The organism is Helicobacter salomonis, from assembly GCF_017979425.1.
Taxonomy (GTDB): domain Bacteria; phylum Campylobacterota; class Campylobacteria; order Campylobacterales; family Helicobacteraceae; genus Helicobacter; species Helicobacter salomonis.
Map to the genome: position 1 here is coordinate 36,804 of NZ_JAERIS010000004.1, position 16,792 is coordinate 53,595.

The 16,792-nt window shown below is 41.0% G+C and carries 14 protein-coding genes; 10 read left to right on the top strand and 4 right to left on the bottom strand.

Annotated elements, in window-relative coordinates; translation table 11 throughout:
* The first annotated feature begins 255 nt into the window (after positions 1 to 255).
* Entirely contained in the window at positions 256 to 816 is a 561-nt protein-coding gene (locus KCO92_RS01675) for a YhcH/YjgK/YiaL family protein (protein ID WP_233710473.1), read from the top strand.
* Positions 817 to 826: 10 nt separating this feature from the next.
* The gene (locus KCO92_RS01680; RefSeq protein ID WP_104695709.1) at positions 827 to 1,336 is read left to right on the top strand and encodes a DUF2147 domain-containing protein; all 510 of its coding nucleotides are present in this window, start codon (positions 827 to 829) and stop codon (positions 1,334 to 1,336) included.
* Here the strand turns inward: KCO92_RS01680 and asd are convergent.
* The 3 genes from asd to KCO92_RS07360 form a co-directional block, all read right to left on the bottom strand.
* Positions 1,333 to 2,322, bottom strand: a complete 990-nt coding sequence (gene asd / locus KCO92_RS01685) for an aspartate-semialdehyde dehydrogenase (RefSeq protein WP_104695710.1) — start codon at positions 2,320 to 2,322, stop codon at positions 1,333 to 1,335. The genes KCO92_RS01680 and asd overlap by 4 nt on opposite strands.
* Entirely contained in the window at positions 2,319 to 3,629 is a 1,311-nt protein-coding gene (gene hisS, locus KCO92_RS01690; RefSeq protein WP_104695711.1) for a histidine--tRNA ligase, read from the bottom strand. The genes asd and hisS overlap by 4 nt, the downstream gene beginning before the upstream one ends.
* A 64-nt stretch (positions 3,630 to 3,693) precedes the next feature.
* Positions 3,694 to 4,164, bottom strand: coding sequence for a methyl-accepting chemotaxis protein (locus KCO92_RS07360; RefSeq protein WP_104695712.1), 471 nt, complete (start codon positions 4,162 to 4,164; stop codon positions 3,694 to 3,696).
* A gap of 1,173 nt (positions 4,165 to 5,337) precedes the next feature.
* Here KCO92_RS07360 and KCO92_RS01700 point away from each other — a divergent pair.
* From KCO92_RS01700 to KCO92_RS01725, 6 genes are all read left to right on the top strand, one after another.
* Positions 5,338 to 7,059 carry a DUF262 domain-containing protein gene (locus KCO92_RS01700; RefSeq protein WP_267892246.1) on the top strand — a complete coding sequence of 574 codons (1,722 nt, stop codon included), beginning with the start codon at positions 5,338 to 5,340 and terminating at the stop codon, positions 7,057 to 7,059.
* Entirely contained in the window at positions 7,056 to 7,919 is an 864-nt protein-coding gene (locus KCO92_RS01705; RefSeq protein WP_104695714.1) for a DUF262 domain-containing protein, read from the top strand. The genes KCO92_RS01700 and KCO92_RS01705 overlap by 4 nt, the downstream gene beginning before the upstream one ends.
* Before the next feature lie 232 nt (positions 7,920 to 8,151).
* The gene (locus KCO92_RS01710; protein WP_158653568.1) at positions 8,152 to 9,279 is read left to right on the top strand and encodes a hypothetical protein; all 1,128 of its coding nucleotides are present in this window, start codon (positions 8,152 to 8,154) and stop codon (positions 9,277 to 9,279) included.
* 662 nt (positions 9,280 to 9,941) lie between these two features.
* Entirely contained in the window at positions 9,942 to 11,126 is a 1,185-nt protein-coding gene (locus KCO92_RS01715) for a DNA methyltransferase (RefSeq protein WP_104695716.1), read from the top strand.
* Between the two features lie 3 nt (positions 11,127 to 11,129).
* A complete protein-coding gene (locus KCO92_RS01720) occupies positions 11,130 to 13,043 on the top strand; it encodes an ATP-binding protein (protein WP_104695717.1) in 1,914 nt (637 codons plus the stop codon).
* A 1-nt stretch (position 13,044) separates the two neighbouring features.
* Positions 13,045 to 14,439, top strand: a complete 1,395-nt coding sequence (locus KCO92_RS01725) for a DNA double-strand break repair nuclease NurA (protein WP_104695718.1) — start codon at positions 13,045 to 13,047, stop codon at positions 14,437 to 14,439.
* 821 nt (positions 14,440 to 15,260) lie between these two features.
* Here the strand turns inward: KCO92_RS01725 and KCO92_RS01730 are convergent.
* A complete protein-coding gene (locus KCO92_RS01730; protein WP_210647444.1) occupies positions 15,261 to 15,479 on the bottom strand; it encodes a hypothetical protein in 219 nt (72 codons plus the stop codon).
* 798 nt (positions 15,480 to 16,277) lie between these two features.
* On the opposite strand from KCO92_RS01730, the gene KCO92_RS07560 reads away from it, so the two are divergent.
* A complete protein-coding gene (locus KCO92_RS07560) occupies positions 16,278 to 16,403 on the top strand; it encodes a hypothetical protein (RefSeq protein ID WP_013470077.1) in 126 nt (41 codons plus the stop codon).
* On the top strand, positions 16,404 to 16,787 hold the full coding sequence (locus KCO92_RS01735; RefSeq protein WP_104695721.1) for a type II toxin-antitoxin system death-on-curing family toxin: 384 nt from the start codon (positions 16,404 to 16,406) through the stop codon (positions 16,785 to 16,787).
* The last annotated feature ends 5 nt before the right edge of the window (positions 16,788 to 16,792 follow it).

A 16,792-nucleotide genomic window follows, 5' to 3' on the forward strand; every position in this document is an offset into this window, starting at 1 on the left:
TCTACAACAACCTTTCTGTGATGATCTGGACGCGCACCGCCACGGCAAATGTGAGACGCACCTCCCATAGCCAAAAATCAGGGATGGCCTCCCACCCAAAAGACCTTATAACCCCCACTCCAAGAGTTAACACCCCAACTCTTTACACACCGCACTTCCCGTATTTATAGCACAAATTTGCCACATGCAGTCTTATGTCCCCATGCTTTAGGTTTGTGGGCTTTAGAGCACAAAATGTAAGTATTTTGGAATTTTTTGCTAGATTTGTTAAAAATCATTAAGATTTTACTGCTATATTTCTTTCTTGTTTTTGGAGGAAATATGGCAGTCTTTGGCAAGTTGGATTCTCTTGAGCCCTTGTTTGGTAAAACTTTGGAGTTGGAATCTCTATATGCATACCTGCACAGCGTGTTGGAGGAGACGCACACGCATCATCAAGGTCTTATGCGGCAAGAGGTGGGGTCTTTTAGGCGGGAGTTAACGCATGGGATGCATGCTATGGAGATCGTCTACTACCCTGTGCATGGGGTTTTAGAAACACATAGGCACTATGTCGATTTTTTATTGGTGGTGCAAGGAAGCGAGCTGGTGGTGTGGGGAGATCGCCACGATTTAGAGGTCAAGAACCCCTATGATGCTAAACTAGACCAGGAAACCTATGAGTCTAGTTTAGATGTGTCTGAATTGCGCATGCGCGCGGGGATGCTGGGTATTTTTTTAGAGAACGATGCCCACACAACGCGGCCATACAATGAGCAGATTGTGCGCAAGGTGGTGGCTAAAGTACCCAAAGACCTGATCAAGTTGAAACTATAAGAGCGTGTCGATGAGACTATGTTGGATTGTGATCGGATGGATGTTTGGAGTGTTGGGGGCTAGCACTCTGGAGGGGGTGTATGAAACCCAATCCTTTCTTTATATGAAGAGTTCTTATGTGGAATTTTTCAAGTATAAGGGCAAGTATTATGCCTATGGAATCGCCAATGTGGATGGTTCAAAAGCCCAAAAAGATATTTATAATAGAGATCCTGCTCTGCGCGATCGCAGTGATAAGGGAGTGGTATTTCTTTACGATTTAACCTATGTGGATGAGAATACCTACAAGAATGGTAAAGCCTATAATTTCTACGATGGGCGGACTTACTATGTGCAGGTGCGTCAAAAGAAGAACGGTGACTTAAAATTCTTACCTAGCTTCGATCGGCGCGGGTTTTTTGGCAAAACTTTCATCTGGAAAAAAGTAGACGATGCCTATCTCAAAGAGCATGGCATTACTAAGCCAGACTTCTCCAGAGTCTTAGAAACTCTCAAAGAAATCCAGCGGGAGGGTTCTTAAAGTCCTAGATATCTGAGAGCAATTTTCACCGCATTGCTGGCCGCGCCCACTCTGAGCTGATCAGCTACACACCACAAGTGCAAAATTTTAGGATCGAAGAGATCGGATCGCACACGCCCTACAAAGGTTTGATCTGTATGACTGGCACTAAGGGGCATGGGATAGAGATTTTTGCTAGGATCATCTAAGAGCACGATATTAGGCGCACTTTTGAGCACTTCTTGGGCTTGATAGGCGTCTATAGTCTGTTTGAAATGAATACTAATACTCTCGCTATGGCTACGCAAAACAGGCACACGCACACAGGTCGCGCTGATGGGAAAATCTGCATGCATGATCTTATGGGTTTCTTGCACCATTTTCATCTCTTCTTTAGTGTAGCCAGAGGGCATGAAAATATCAATTTGAGGAATCACATTTAAGGCTAGGGGGTGGGGAAAGACTTGACTCTGCTGGCTACCTGCCATTTGGGCTTGCAGTTCTTCGATCCCTCGTTTGCCAGCTCCACTAGCGGCCTGATAAGTGCTCACACAAACCCGCTCAATTTCAAAAGCTTGATGTAGGGGTTCAAGCACCTGCACCATTTGGATAGTCGAGCAGTTAGGATTAGCGATAATGTTTTTAGGGCAATTTGTTAAATCCTGCGCGTTGACCTCTGGGACCACTAAGGGGATGTCTTTTTCTAGGCGAAAAAAGCTAGTGTTATCAATGACCAGCGCGCCTGCCTTAGCCGCACTAGGAGCAAAGAGCTTACTCACTCCACTCCCCGCGCTAAAAAAGGCGATGTCTATACCCTCAAAACTCTCATGGGTGGTTGGTAAAATCTCATATTCTTGCCCCATAAGTGTGAGTTTTGTCCCAGCACTTCTCTTGCTAGCTAGGGGTTTGAAACTCTTAAGAGGAAAATGCCATTGCTCTAAAAGTGTGATGATCTCCAAGCCCACCGCCCCGCTTGCCCCTACAAGGGCGACATTATAGCCCTTCATTCGCTCACCATCGCCAATGCGCCCAAAAAGCTCAAATGATTCACCTGCACCCCCGTCGTCATGTTCTTGAGGGTTAAGCTCTTGTTACGCACTTCTTCTTCTCCTAAAACCACCACAAATTCATGCCCCTTTTGGTTAGCATAACTGAAGGGTTTTTTGAGTTTTTCGATTTCAGGGTAGAGTTCTGCATTCACATCACTTTGGCGGAATTTTTGGGCAACTTGACTAGCATAGGCGAAGTGGGAGGGGTGCATGCACACCACTAACACCCGCGCGCTCGTGGATTTACTCTCCACTAATTCGAGCTCCTCTAAACCCACTAGCAAGCGATCTAGCCCAATAGATGCGCCCACACCGGGCAAACTCTGGGTGCTAAAGCTCTTAGAAAGATTATCATAACGCCCCCCTGAACATACACTTCCCAAAGTCGCTAGGGCATTGAGGGTGGTTTCATAGACGATCCCGGTGTAATACCCAAGCCCCCTAGCAATGGAGAAATCTACTTTAAAATGCTCAGGATTGATTTCTAAAGAGAGGAGGAGATTAAAGAGGCTCTCTAACTCCTCCAAGCCCTCCTTTAAAGTGGAGTTATAAGCTTTCAAATAAGCCACGCTTTTAAAAAATTCTAAGGGGTCGCCATTTTGCTTTGTGTTGATGATTTCTAGCAGGTCTGCAAACTGCAACTGCGGGAAAAGGGTTTTGAGCTCCAAGAGCACGCCCTCCTGACCGATCTTGCTCAGTTTGTCCACCACCCGCAAGAGCGCGTGAATTTCCTCTTGAGTGTGCAAACCAAAGTGTTTACATAGGCCATTTAAAATCTTGCGGTGGTTGATCCACACACTGAATTCATCTAAGCCTAAAGCTTTCAGGCTAGCGATGATCACCTGAATGATCTCGCTATCACAGAGCAAGCTCTTGCTCCCGATGAAGTCAAAATCGCATTGGGTAAACTCTCGATAACGCCCTCTTTGGGCACGCTCCCCTCTAAAGACATTGCCAATGGCGTAGCGTTTAAAGGGTAGACCTAAAGCGTGGTGGTGCTGGGCGATGAAACGGGCTAGGGGGATGGTCTGATCAAAGCGCAAGCCCACTTCTCTTTTGCCATGATCTTTAAACAAGTAGATTTCTTTTTGAATCTCCCCCTCCTCTTGGGTTAAGATGGAGGCGTATTCCAAATGAGGAGTTTCAATGGGCACAAACCCAAAACTTCTAAACACACTGGCTAGTTTATCTAGCACCGCTCCCTTAGCCATCGCCTCTTTGGGGAGTCTATCTCTAAAGCCACTCAAGGTTTTAGGGGTGATCATAACGATCCTTTATTGAAATGGGCCAATTATAGCAATTTTAGAAGAGGACTAAAAGAGTCCTTCTTTATGTCGTCTTAAATTCGTTGGTTTTATGGTAGATTTGTTCGACAACACTCTTAGAGTGTTCCATCATAAGCTCCATTTTATTAGCATTCTTAAGCGTGTCGCTCGCAGAAACTTCCACAGAAACCACATCGCCTATAATTGCTTGCGTATTGTGCCCAAGCTTGATAAAGACCAAATTGACCTCTTTGATGCGCTCGATCAGATTTGCCAAATACGCGGAAGTTTTGATAGAGCTTTCTTGCACAGATGCGCTTAAGGCACTAGCCTCTTCAATACGCGAGGTTTGTTGCCCCATTTTATTTCCAACCTCGTCCACATCTTGCATGATGGTCGAGATAGTGGTGCTAACTTCCATCAATGCTTTTTGGGTGCGCGCAGCCAGATTGCTAACTTCTTGTGCCACTACAGCAAAACCTCTTCCATGTTCGCCCGCGCGTGCCGCTTCAATAGCTGCGTTGAGCGCGAACAAATCCGTTGCTTGGCAATTTCATCAATGGTTTGCAAAATATTCTTAGCGTTATTCGCACTTTGATTTAATGTTCCCATCTGAAGAGCGAGCTCTCTTTCATTGTGCGCGTCCTCTAAAATCGCCTCATGCAATCTATGCACGCCGTTTTTACTTTCCTCCAATAACACCAATGCCTTTCCAAGTTCCGCGATTACCCCTTCAACATTGATGTTAACCTCATTGATGTCATTAGAAAGCTTTGTTCCCTCATTTTTAAAAGGTTAAAATCGCGCGCGCGCATGCGCCCGTGAAGGTGGATCAGCCCCAAGAGGAGTCAGTTTGCTTAAACGAAAAAATTGCAAATCCCTGGATTAAGATCGGAATGCAGTGCTGACGCACTGCTTACATATTGTCTGTGGGGGGAAAACCCCCCACACCCCCCTTTAGCTTTTGAGATGAGAAAATTGAGATTAGAAGGTCATAGAACGCTTTTGGGGTGTAAGTAGTTGGTATGGGTTGAGGGTGTTGTGTTGATTGTAGAGCTTTTTAGAGGGGTTTATGAGGGTGTTTTGGAGTGAGGGGAGATCAGGTGTTCTTTGGGAGTAAAGACAAGGCATACAAGGCATAGAGCATAACACATTGGAGACACTCTACAACACACTTATATGGTTTGAGATAGGCTTTGAAAGTGAGATTTTAAGAGATTGGGCAGTGTAGAACTAGGCAACACATTGGGGGAATTAGCGGTTAGGTGAGCTTGTAGAAACTTGTAGATAGGAGAGTTTTTGGGTTATATGCTCTAAAACGCTCTAAAATCGATTCTAAGCGCATTTGAGGGTAGGGGGTCTAGGTATGGTTTTTGTCTAAGTTGCGCTCTATGAGCTTGTATAGGGCTGAAAACGCTATGTATTCTCTTGAGTGGGTTATGGGTTGTCTAGATTGTTAGCTTTTATGTTCTTAAGAGCAGAAATCATATAGGCGAACATTAGGCTTAGAGCCTAGCAGTGAACCTGAAGTACTCATAAGCCCACTGGGTGTTCGTTGTTACATGGGAGATGTTCCATCCATTTGTGATATCATTACTGGTTTTTGTTAACATGAATTCCGTAGATTCTAAAGAGGAGGTTTAGTGCACAGCGGTGAGATCCAGATGAACCACTTCATGTACGCGGTCTGGAAGGGCGTGTCTTTAAAATCCCTGCTTATCAAAGGGGCTATCGTTGGACCAAAAAGGAAGTGCGAGCTTTGTTAGAAGATGTTGTAGATTTCATTCAAGAAAGCAAGCAAGAGAAAGACTTTTATAGCCTACAGCCCATTGTTGTGAAAAAAATAGAGGAAGGCGGGATTTACCATGTCATCGATGGACAACAACGACTCACCACGATTTTTTTAATTATCAAATATTTCGAGGGTAGGGATTTATTCACCCTCCATTATGAAACAAGGGGGGGAAGTTTTCAATTTTTACAAAATATCCAAGAGCAATCCGCACAAAACAAAAGTCTGAATATTGATTTTTACCATTTTAGCGAGGCTTACAGAGCGATTAAAAAATGTGTAGAAGAGGAGAAAAAGGAATTTTTTGATACTAAAAAACAGGAATTTTTAGACACTTTATATGATAGGTGCAAAGTGCTTTGGCATGAAAGTCAAGATAAAGAAAAAGAGGTGTTTGTACGTCTTAATAGCGGAAAGATCCCCCCAATGGAAGCAGAAAAGATCAAGGCGTTATTTTTGATTAAGAGAGATGAGGATTGTGAAGAGGAGGTCAAGAGAAGGGCTGAAAAATGGTACATGGCAGAGAAGGGGGCTAGGGAGAATAGGGATTTTGTTTTTTGTGTGTTAGAGCGTGTAGAGTCAAAAGACATCATGCGCACAACAGAGTCTGTGGGGGATAAGAAGCCAGTTTTATCAGACGACATCCAGAGGATTACGGCTTATCTAAAGGCAGTTGTGCCCTATCGAGACGAGGCGGATTATCTGTTTGATTATTTTTATAAACAATATAAAGATAGATCTATGAGTGGTGAATGGGGGAAGCTTGAAGAGGCGATGGACACGCTTTCTGGCTTTGCTTCGAATAAGGGTAGTGAACTTGTAGAGCGACAAATTTTTCACTATCTCGGCTTTTTAATTTATGCCGGTGGCAGGGTATATGATTTGTACAAACGATGGTTGACGCATCCTGATGAACAAGAGTTTGCTAACTACCTTTTTGAACAGGTGCAAAAGAAAGTCCAATCCTCGTTGTATAAGAAGAAAATAGAAGAATTGACCTATCATGAAGATAAAGATAAGCAGACTCTACAAACTCTCCTCTTACTTTTTAACTTGGCTTATCTCATTGCTGACCAGTCTTCTAATGTCTATTTTCAATTCAACCGCTTTGTCTTAGAGCAGTGGAGCTTAGAGCACATCTATGCACAAAACTCTAAAAGTGTGTGTTCTACTGAAGATCAACGGCAAGCTAAGGAAAAAGAGGAAGAAATCAAGGAGTGGCTCAAGGAGGTACAAAAATATTTAGAAAACGATCTGCTTTACAGGAAGATATCTACTTCTCTTAAAAAAACAGGAGAGAAATTTTTTCAATATTTGGGAAGTCAGAACTTATTAGGCATGATCGATAAGGATTTTAGCGACCACCGGTCGTTGCACCGTCTACAAAATCTCACTTTACTAGATGTGGAATCCAATAGCGCGATAGGCAACCTCATCTTTAGTCACAAGCGAAAGGAAATTGAAAAGCGCAAACACCAAGATAAGTTAATCCCCATTTGTACACAAAAAGTGTTTGAAAAGGCTTTTTCACAAAATATAGGCAACCCGGATGTTTTTACAACAAAAGATCAAGAAGACTATTTGGACAAAATCATAGAGTACTTGGAAAAGTACGGCATCAATAAGGACAATGGATGACCTTTTTAGAATTTTTAGATCGTTTTGCCCATATAGAAGTCCCCATGTTGCAAAGAGATTATGCACAAGGAAGACGATCCCAAGAAGGTGTAGCTGATAATTTTCTACATGCCCTTTTTCAAGTTGTGATGGATGGTGGAAAACGTTTGCACCTTGATCTCATCTATGGCTATGAAGATGGAAAAATATTCAAACTCATCGATGGACAGCAACGCATCACGACTCTGTGGCTTCTGCATTTTCTTTTGTATAGAAGGGCAGAAGGGTTAGGTGCCATAAGAGGACAGCTAGCCAAGTTTACCTATCATACACGGGAGAGCTCTAAGGAGTTTTGTGAAAAACTTTTAAATAAATCTGATTCTTTTTCAACTGACCAACAACCCAGTAAGACGATCTTACAAGGAGGGAAATTTGGGAGTAAAGAGAATCTTAGAAACGATGCCACTATTAAAGCCATGATCCGCACCCTCGATCGCCTATACGAACACTTGCGTCCCACCAAGGACATGGAGTCCTTAAAGAATATAAATGTCTTAAAAAGCAGATTAGATCACATTTCTTTTAGTGTGATTAACATGGGCGCATTAGGATTGGGTGAAGAGCTTTACATTAAGTTAAATGCGCGTGGCAAACTCTTGAGCAAATTTGAAAATCTTAAAGCTTTTATAGAGCAGACTAATATTTCTCATGATCTCTTGTGTGCTATTGACAATAAATGGAGTGATTACTTTTTTGATTCAACGCAGCCAGAGACTTTTGATCCGCGCTCTTTTCACTTTTTACACTACGCCAATGCTTTTTTTTATGCTAGACAAATTGTGCAGAGAAAAGACAGAACAAGAGATAGAGAAAGAGATTAAGCCCATACTTGACATAAAGCACCCCATAGACAAGTTATACACCCCTCTGCGACAAGAAGCCAACCTATCTTTATTGGATAGAGTGATAGATGCGTTGCAAACATGGCGTGATTTAAGAGATCTAAATCCTATATTCAAAAGCCATGATTTTTTCACCAATAAACTTGAAAAAAAGGAAATTTGTTATTTTTTCGCATTGTTATTTGTACTCAAAAAACACCCAAAGGTCGAGTTGAACCAAAACTTGCGAGATTATTTTAGAGTGGTGCGACATCTTGTCGAGAATGATGTTAATATCCAAGATAGGGATATCCCAAAGTTTTTCAGGCACTTAGACTTTGTGTCTAATGCCTTTTCTAGCGAACATATAGAGGGTGGTGTTTATGCATTTTTAGCTCAACAATTTGAACATTTTAAAGGGGGCACCGATAAGTTTAAGCCAGAGGCAAGAAAAGCTAAATTGATTCTCAAGAGTCGAGAATCTAAGGGGAGTAAGGATTGGGAGGAGATGTTACGGATCACAAGCGAACACTCCTACCTAGTGGGCTATGTGGACTTTTTATTGGATTTTAGTCAAAAAAGTGGCCAAGAAAATTTTGAAAAATTCAAGGCTTATACCCAACTCACTATACAAATTTTAGACACATTTTTTCTCGAAAGCAGTCACGATTTAGGTGTGTTGCAAAGAGCTTGGTTGTGTTTTGGGGATTACGGCATTGAGGTGGATAACAAGTTTTTTGGTAACCGTCATCAAGTGGGGGCGTTTCGGTTTAGAAATCCGGTATTTAAGTTATTTGCCAATAAAACCTATTTCCGCAATTTTTTAGACTACTTATTAAAGGCCTCTCAACAAGATTTGGTGGAGAGAATGCGCTCTATTGTCAGGGATTATATAGCCCAAAGAGAAGAACTGATCAAAAGGTCTTGGTGGGAGCAGTGCCTTCTACAAGACGAAGAATTGTTTAAATATATCAATGCTAACCAAAGCAAAGACTGTGGGCGAATCAAGATGGACGGAGGGCAGGTCTATCTTTTGCAAGCTATAAACAAGAGAAGTCCTTATGTAGATTTGTTGGGCTATGCCTTTTACAAATATTGTCAAAGGAAGAGGTTAGAGGGGTTAGGGGGAGAATATGAGGGTGGGCAGTTTGGCGAACGCCAATTTGTTATTCAAAACTTTGCAGTATATGTGGAACCTAAAGGCATTAGACTTACTAATACTGCAGATACTAATGCTACGGATACCATGGAAGAGGATGCAACAGCACTTAAATTTATCCCGCTCAATCTCCAAAACACGGATGTGTTTCAAGAATTTGAAAGGGCAGTGGTTCAAATCCAAAAAGTTGTCCATCAGTAACAAAAAGATAAGGCTAAGGAGTGTGGGTGAACGCAAGGGGTCAAGGGACGAGAATGATCGAAGTTAGGTGAGAGTGAAGGGTATTGTCGATAGGTGATAATCGCAAATTCTAAGTTGTTGGGCGATAATGTTTTTGAATCATATTGTGGGTAGTGTGAGTGCTTTATCGGTGCTGTCTGTGTTCAATGAATTGTTTTTTTTCTGAGTGACGGTGTAAAATATAAATATTGAAGTAGAAATCAAAGACTACATAGTTTAAAGATTTTGGAGAAATCAAGCCTTAGAGAGAATAGGGCAAAACAAATATGGCCATTAAATCGCTTTCAGGGAGTTATAAATCGGATGGTTGGTGGTTGGGTCTGAGTACGGTTAGAGGGGTTGTAGGAGATATAAGAATTTTTCATTACGATACGATCACTACTAACCCATTTAAGAAAATGTGGGATGTGTGATGTAGCGATGTATTGTCAAGCTTTTTATATTACCGAATGGAAAGTGGTAGATCGATATTCTTCTACTCTTGAGGAAAATTGCGATCGAGTAGGAGGTGCTAGAGATTATGCAGAGAAAGAGTGCATATGGAAATGGTCATGGCATTGACCAAGAATACTCAAAAAATACCAGGAGTATCATGTCAACGAATGTTATCAGAGGAGTGAGTCATGCAAGACTTCTGTGTTAAGGCTTACAAAACATGCAAACAGCACTCTTATAGAGAGTTTTCTAAAATTCACTCTATGGCTTCCTATTTGGCGATGTTCCCCCCAATACTGCCCTATTTTTTCATTGCCCAGTATTCTCAAGAAAACGATTTGATTTACGATCCCTTTGCTGGACGCGGAACGGTTCCCTTTGAAGCCTGTAGAATGGGACGCATTGGTATTGGCAACGATCTTAGTCCATTAGCTTTTTGTTTGATCAAAGCCAAAATAAATATTCCAGAGACGAGTAAAATTAAAAGACGCTTGAAGGATTTAGCGCGCCACTACGCACCTCCCGATATTGAGGGAGTGGATACAGACATTAAAGTGCTCTTTGAAGAGCGCTTAACACTCCCGCAGTTAGTCTATCTCAAGCAAAGCTTAAAACTTTCTAGGTCTGTAGATAATTTCATCATGGCTACTCTAGCAGGGATTTTGCATGGTAAGTGCCGCAAAGATGGCACTTCGATGTATTGTAGCATTGATATGCCTAACACCTTTAGCATGGCACCCAACTACATTAGGGGTTTTGTCGCCAAACACGATCTTAAGAAATTACGCCAAGATGTGTTTCAATTACTAGAGCATAGAATAGACTCTTTATTCACGCCTTCCAAATACCCCCAGCAGAATATGAGCCACTATCAAAGGGGATATTGCTTTAGCACAGATGCCTTAAAGTGTTCCCAAAAAGTGATAAAAAAGTATGGTCAAAACGCCATTTCTTTGATCATCACTAGCCCGCCCTATCTTAAAAATATCTCCTATGGCAAATACAACTGGATTCGCTTTTGGTTATTCCAAGAGGATTTTGAAGGGTTTAAGCAGAATAAATACAGACTTGATGGGCTCAAAGACAATTTAATTTTTGAAAAGTATGCCCATTATCTGCAAGAGCTCTTTAATAGCTGGGCAGAAGTGCTTAAACCCGGCGGGCGCGCAGTGGTGGTCATTGGCGATCTGCACACACTCAATTTAGCCCAAAAAACTTGGGATTGGATACAAGCTAATGGAGGGTGTGCGTTGCGTTTGGAATCTATGTTAGAGGATAACCCAGAGTATAGCGGAAAAACAACAAGAATTTGGGGGGCTAAAAAGGGGCAAGCGACTAAAGTAGATCGAATTTTAATGTTAAAAAAGGATTAGTAGATGGCATTTACAGATTTTGCAACTACAAAAAACTTGGATTTTTTTGAAAAAATCAAGCAAGAAGAGAATTTTGTGGGTAATCTCTATGAATTAGACTACGCACAGGCTAAAATTTTACTCAATGATTATGACAAGAATCAGGTCAAGGGAGTGCCTTTGGGTTGCTTTTTGGTGGCGATTTATAGCAATGAGTTGCGAGAGAATGAGACAGAGGGGGTTTTACTTAGGGTAGTGGGGACTGCTGAAATTCCACAGACAAAAGAGATTATGGAGACCCTCACTAACGCCCACATTGATAGAAAAGAAAACAGAAAAGAGCTCTTAGAGCCCGATGCAATTACTAAATATTTTTACCAGTTTTCAGGTTTGTTGTGCCGTGTTTTGGGGACCTTTTATGTAGAGCAAGACAAACTTGTCTTTGGGACTGATATAGAAAATTTTTTAGGTGTACATCATTACAGGGTGTATAAGCCCCAAAAGACAGAGCTAAACACCATTGTTAATGAAAACACCAAAGATAGCGATCATCTGCGCCAACAAATAGGTAAGCTTAGATACGCCTCAAGCCAATCTTATGACAAAGAGGGGGATTATGCCCCCAATGTCTATTTGCGTGTAGAAGATGTTGTGGCACGTAGGAGTGCCTTTTTTGGGATGACTCGTACCGGAAAATCCAACACGATCAAGATTGTGGTCATGGCGATTGAAAAACTCAACCAAGAACGCAATAAGCGCCATGAGCCACAAATTGGGCAGATTATCTTTGATGTGAATGGAGAATACACCTTTGCTAACCAACAAGATAACACCTGTATTTACGACAAGCTCAAAGATAGGGCGTTGCGTTTTAGCACATCTGTACGCAAGGTAGAGGACCATGAAGATGTGAAGGTGATCCAATATGATTTTTACAAAGAGGAAACTTTAGAGGAATCCTTTGAGTTGCTGTGCGATGAAATTGCGCTGTTAAAACAGGCAGATTATTTTAAGGCTTTTATGGGGGTGCGCATGTTTGATCGTGAGGAAGATCAAGAGGAAGAGGTCAACAAGAAATGTGGGAGCAAGAAACGTGCCAATCAAAGAAAACGAGCTATTTATAAGTGTATCTTACATAGGGCTGGATTTGAACCTACCGACTATAGAGTGCGTTTTTATCGTTTTGAGCTTGCCGATAAAAAACAAGACAAAGAAGATAAGGAATACCATAAACCCCACGAGGGAATCTCTCTTGAAGAGGCATGCCAATATTTTGAGCATTTGGATTTTACAAATGTGGATAAGAAATACAAAGATGACAAAGATTACGAAGCCTTGCTAAAAGTCTTGCAAGCCACGCGTGTGAGCGGGTATAAGGCTTTGATGGGCTTAAGACATTTGCATTCTGCGCAGGGAGGTAAGGACTACAAGCAAGAAATAGATTCTGCTCTGCGTGCAGGAAAAGTTGTTTTGGTTGATCTCTCCACAGCTTCTACACAAGTGCAGGAAAAATACATCACAAGACTTTGTGCGCACATTTTTGCTGAGTCTATGGGAAGGTTCACCAATGATCAACCCCCCGAGTTCATACAGATGTATTTTGAGGAAGCGCATAACATTTTCCCTAAAGATGACAAAGACCTCAAAAACATCTACAACCGCCTAGCCAAAGAGGGAGCTAAACTTAATATTGGGATTAGCTATTCCACCCAAGAGGTCAGCTCCATCGCTCCTAGCATTTTGAAGAACACCCAAAATTGGTTCATCTCGCACCTAAACAACAAGGATGAAATTAAAGTTTTGGAAAAATACTACGACTTTAGTGACTTTTCCCAAAGCATTATTAAGAACAATGATGTGGGCTTTGCGCGAGTCAAAACCTATTCCAATAACTTTATTATCCCCGTGCAGATCGATAAATTCAAGGATAAGGATTAGTATGGGTTATCGCGGGGAGAGAGCATCCAAGATCAACCACCAACACATTGTTGAAAACGAGAAAGTGAAGGCGTATTTGACTAGATGCGGAACTGTAGACAATGCACTAGCAGAGTTAGATTGTCGAAGTGTTGCCATTGATTTATCTAAAATCCAAAACCAGGCACTTTCTCAGATCGAACGTCTTATTGTTGTGGATGGGGGTTATCAAGAAGTTTGTGTTGATGATAAGTTCCCTTCTAAAAGGCTTTGTTACTACAATGTGGGAATTTTAACCTTTTCACTCAAAGATTTAAAATCCCTTGCAAAACAACAGAGTGTTAATCCTGATGACTTAGGGAGGCTGGAAAAAGATTTCCAACGTTTTTCTTTTGTGTTCTCCATTCAGGGCTACTGCCATGACAAAAAAGATTTTATCACCACGACTAGAGAGAGACTCTATGAAATTTTTAGGGAAAATAGTCTTAATGAGGATGATGACTCTCTGTTAAATACCCTTAAATGGCTTGTGTTCCAAGAATACAAAGGGAGAGATGGGTCTATAGAGATTGCATGTGCAGGTTGTGGGAGTGGGCACACCTTTATGAAAAAACAAGGTGTGTCTTACAAAGATTTGCAAAACGATTCTTTGGATTGCTCTTGCGGGGCAAAAATTTATATCACCGATTGTTTTGAATTGCACACTTTGGTCGATGAAATTTTAGGGGCTGGGGCTATAGAATCCTATGTGATGAGGGTGTTTGAGGTGGTGCTTATGCTCTCTGTGTTTAGATTTTTGATAGAGACTAGCCAGTGGGAATGGTTGTCTAAAATTCTTTTTATTCAAGATGGTCCCTTGGCTCTTTTTAGCCGATTAGATGATTTTGCCTTTAAAGTGGTGCGAGTGTTTTTACAATATCTTTACGATCGATCGTTGAAAGATAATGCCAGTTATGTTAATTGGATTGGTTTAGATAAGAGTGGCTTATTTGTGGATCACCTACAAAACTTGGAGTATAAAATTCCAGCAGAAAGCCTTGTTTTGCCTAACTCTGCCTACATCAAAAAGTATATCACCGGCGATACGGACTCTATTTTTGGACTCAACACTTATTTTGGCATTAAAATGCTGGTTAAGTCCGATCGTGCTTTTGTGTTGAATGTAGCTGTTCCCTTTGGCTTGGATATGACATACCAACATTATTTGGAAAATCCCAATATTGAGGATTTCTTAGCTCTCAAAAATATCTTAGAAATTTTGAAAGATTTGAGGTGTGACATGTATCAACAATCCTTCGTTCCCGTTGTAATGCTCAATAAACTCGTGTCGATCTCTGATAAACCGGGTCAGAGGATTCTAAAAAGCTTTTCGCTGGAGCTCTTGGATCGAACTACGGGCGAACAAGGGAACAAGTAAAGTGGTTGCCCTATAATGCTTCTCCCATTTAATGATTTGCCTCATCACCTCTTTTATTCTGTGACTTATAATTTTGCCCCCCTCGTATGATCTCCCAAGTGTTATTAGGCATGTGCGCTAAAAATACTTAATTAAAGAATAATAATTAATTTTGCATATTTAATTGTTACTATACTTAAGATATTTATTTGCCCTTGTTAGACAAAGCCGGGGGTATGACTCATTTAGCTTTTGTGTTTTAAGATTCGCATTCACCAAGGCTGGCTATAGCCCTAGCTTTGCGCTTTTGTCTTAATCCCTTGTCATTTTCAATAACAACCAATATTGAAAATAGCATTGATCTAGTGGTGTTAATACAAGTTTTGACTGTCAAACTCTCATCCTCGTTGGGCTTCTTTCAGCTTAGCAAGCCTTTATGTGTGTTTCGCCATGATAACCCCCAATTCTTAAGGCGGACTTTCGCCAATCAACTGCTTGTTTATAGACAGTTGGAGTGTCTCAGCAGATCTTCGTTAAAGGCTGTCATCAGGCCGTCTAGGAATCTTTCTATTTTGTTTGGATATATGCCTATGTAAATGTTGAATATTTTCGTTGTTATTCTTGGATATGGTTTCCCCTCTTTTTTCTGTCTTGTCTTTGTGATATTCTCCCAATGATAACAGCGATTGTACAGCATGTGGAATAAGTTCAAAGTCACTTCAACCTTGTTATAGTTGCTCAAACTGAATCTTTTCTGCATTTAAAACACGCGCAAATAATCTCTCTTTTTCGATGATGTGGGTCACCACACTAAAGTCATCTTGGAGAGACAATTCTCATGGTCAAGAGATACCCCCCTTACTTTTTTCAAGAGCCTTTTCTCTTACTTGGATCACACGAGAGTCTGTAGAATTATTGATCCAATTTATATCTTTGGCACTAAGCAAGTGGTTTAAAGGGTTACGCAAGGCAATCTCTATAAGGGCGATTTTATGCGTGTATGTGCCTATGAGTTTTAGATTTTCTAGGTGTGCTTGCAAATTTCCACCATAAGAGTCCAAACGCCTTTTTGATAATAGGTTTTCTATGTCTAACATACTTTTAATTCCATTTCTCTAATCCTTAACTAGGCACGCTTTTTATTAGAATTTTGGTAAATTTAAAGAACAAAATATACAAAATCTAACTTATTTCTGTGTATTTTTTCGCATATTTTTAGTAGAAATTGATATTGAAAGCACAAGACTAAGTACTAAATATGCTTGCCCCATCCCCCTTTTACCCTTGCCCTTGTTGCTCTTGGATGGCTTTCACTTGTGCCAAAGCTTTAGGCAAGCCTCTTTAAGGTTGCCAAAGTCACTAAAAGCCACTAGCGCCATCACTCCTAGTTCTCTTGTCACTTCAGGACTTGTCTTGCCTATTTGGCTAATTGTGGTATATTTGCCCTCCAGTGTCTCCAAAGTCCCCAAATTGCTTTGTCTGTTCTCTAACCTTTATGAGCACTTTCATTCGTGTTTTGTAGCTTTTGACTGTGGTTTTGCAGAATGCTTGCTGAATCTCTCTATACTAGGATCAGGAATCACATTAACTAAGGTCGGCAAACCCATTAAACACTGTTTATGCTTTTGCTTCCAGCTCATGCCACTTCTACTTTATACTAGACTACTTGACTAAATTGTGACGCGTATGCTGCTCTCTAGCGTTTCTAAAACCATAGATCGCTTTGCATTTGCTTTAGTTTTGCTTGGCTTGTCTCTAGTTTAGTCTTTGTGTTCTCTAGGTTCTTTAGAGTGGTTTCTAGCGTGGCTTGGTTTTAGAGTGGTTTAGTTATGCTAGAATGCCTTTTTAAAAGGATGTCCATGCCATCACAAAAACCAAGTTCCCAAGAATACGCTAAAAAGCTCCAAAAGGTGCGTGCCGAATGTAAAGAGAGACTAAAAAACCCCGAAATCTTGGCGGTTTATCAACGATTGGCGCAAAAGTAGGTGTTTTATCTCGATCTACAAACTGCGGTTGAAATCCATGATGAAATCCTAGAGATCACGCAAGGGTTAAGGGGTTACAATCGCACAAGCCTTGGGTATTTACAGAGTGCTTTAAACAATATTCAAAACGACATTTATTACCCCACTTTTGAATCTAAATTGGCGCATCTTGTCTTTTCTTGTGTGAAGTTCCACCCTTTTGTCGATGGCAATAAACGCACAGCCGTGTATTTGGCAATCCACTTTTTAAAGTTCAATGACAAGCCTATCAGCGCAGATTGTGAAAAATTTTTTGAGCCCTTAGTTTTAGATATAGCCACAGACAAAATCAATAAAAAACAGCTAGAGATAATCCTTGCAGAGCATTTACAAAAGCTAGATTAGCTCTA

What these genes read in the sequence shown, in the direction of transcription:
- KCO92_RS01680 (WP_104695709.1), top strand. Translation starts at nt 827, where the DNA reads ATGAGACTATGTTGGATTGTGATCGGATGGATGTTTGGAGTGTTGGGG.
- asd (WP_104695710.1), bottom strand. Translation starts at nt 2,322, where the DNA reads ATGAAGGGCTATAATGTCGCCCTTGTAGGGGCAAGCGGGGCGGTGGGC.
- hisS (WP_104695711.1), bottom strand. Translation starts at nt 3,629, where the DNA reads ATGATCACCCCTAAAACCTTGAGTGGCTTTAGAGATAGACTCCCCAAA.
- KCO92_RS01705 (WP_104695714.1), top strand. Translation starts at nt 7,056, where the DNA reads ATGACCTTTTTAGAATTTTTAGATCGTTTTGCCCATATAGAAGTCCCC.
- KCO92_RS01715 (WP_104695716.1), top strand. Translation starts at nt 9,942, where the DNA reads ATGCAAGACTTCTGTGTTAAGGCTTACAAAACATGCAAACAGCACTCT.
- KCO92_RS01720 (WP_104695717.1), top strand. Translation starts at nt 11,130, where the DNA reads ATGGCATTTACAGATTTTGCAACTACAAAAAACTTGGATTTTTTTGAA.
- KCO92_RS01725 (WP_104695718.1), top strand. Translation starts at nt 13,045, where the DNA reads ATGGGTTATCGCGGGGAGAGAGCATCCAAGATCAACCACCAACACATT.
- KCO92_RS07560 (WP_013470077.1), top strand. Translation starts at nt 16,278, where the DNA reads ATGCCATCACAAAAACCAAGTTCCCAAGAATACGCTAAAAAGCTCCAA.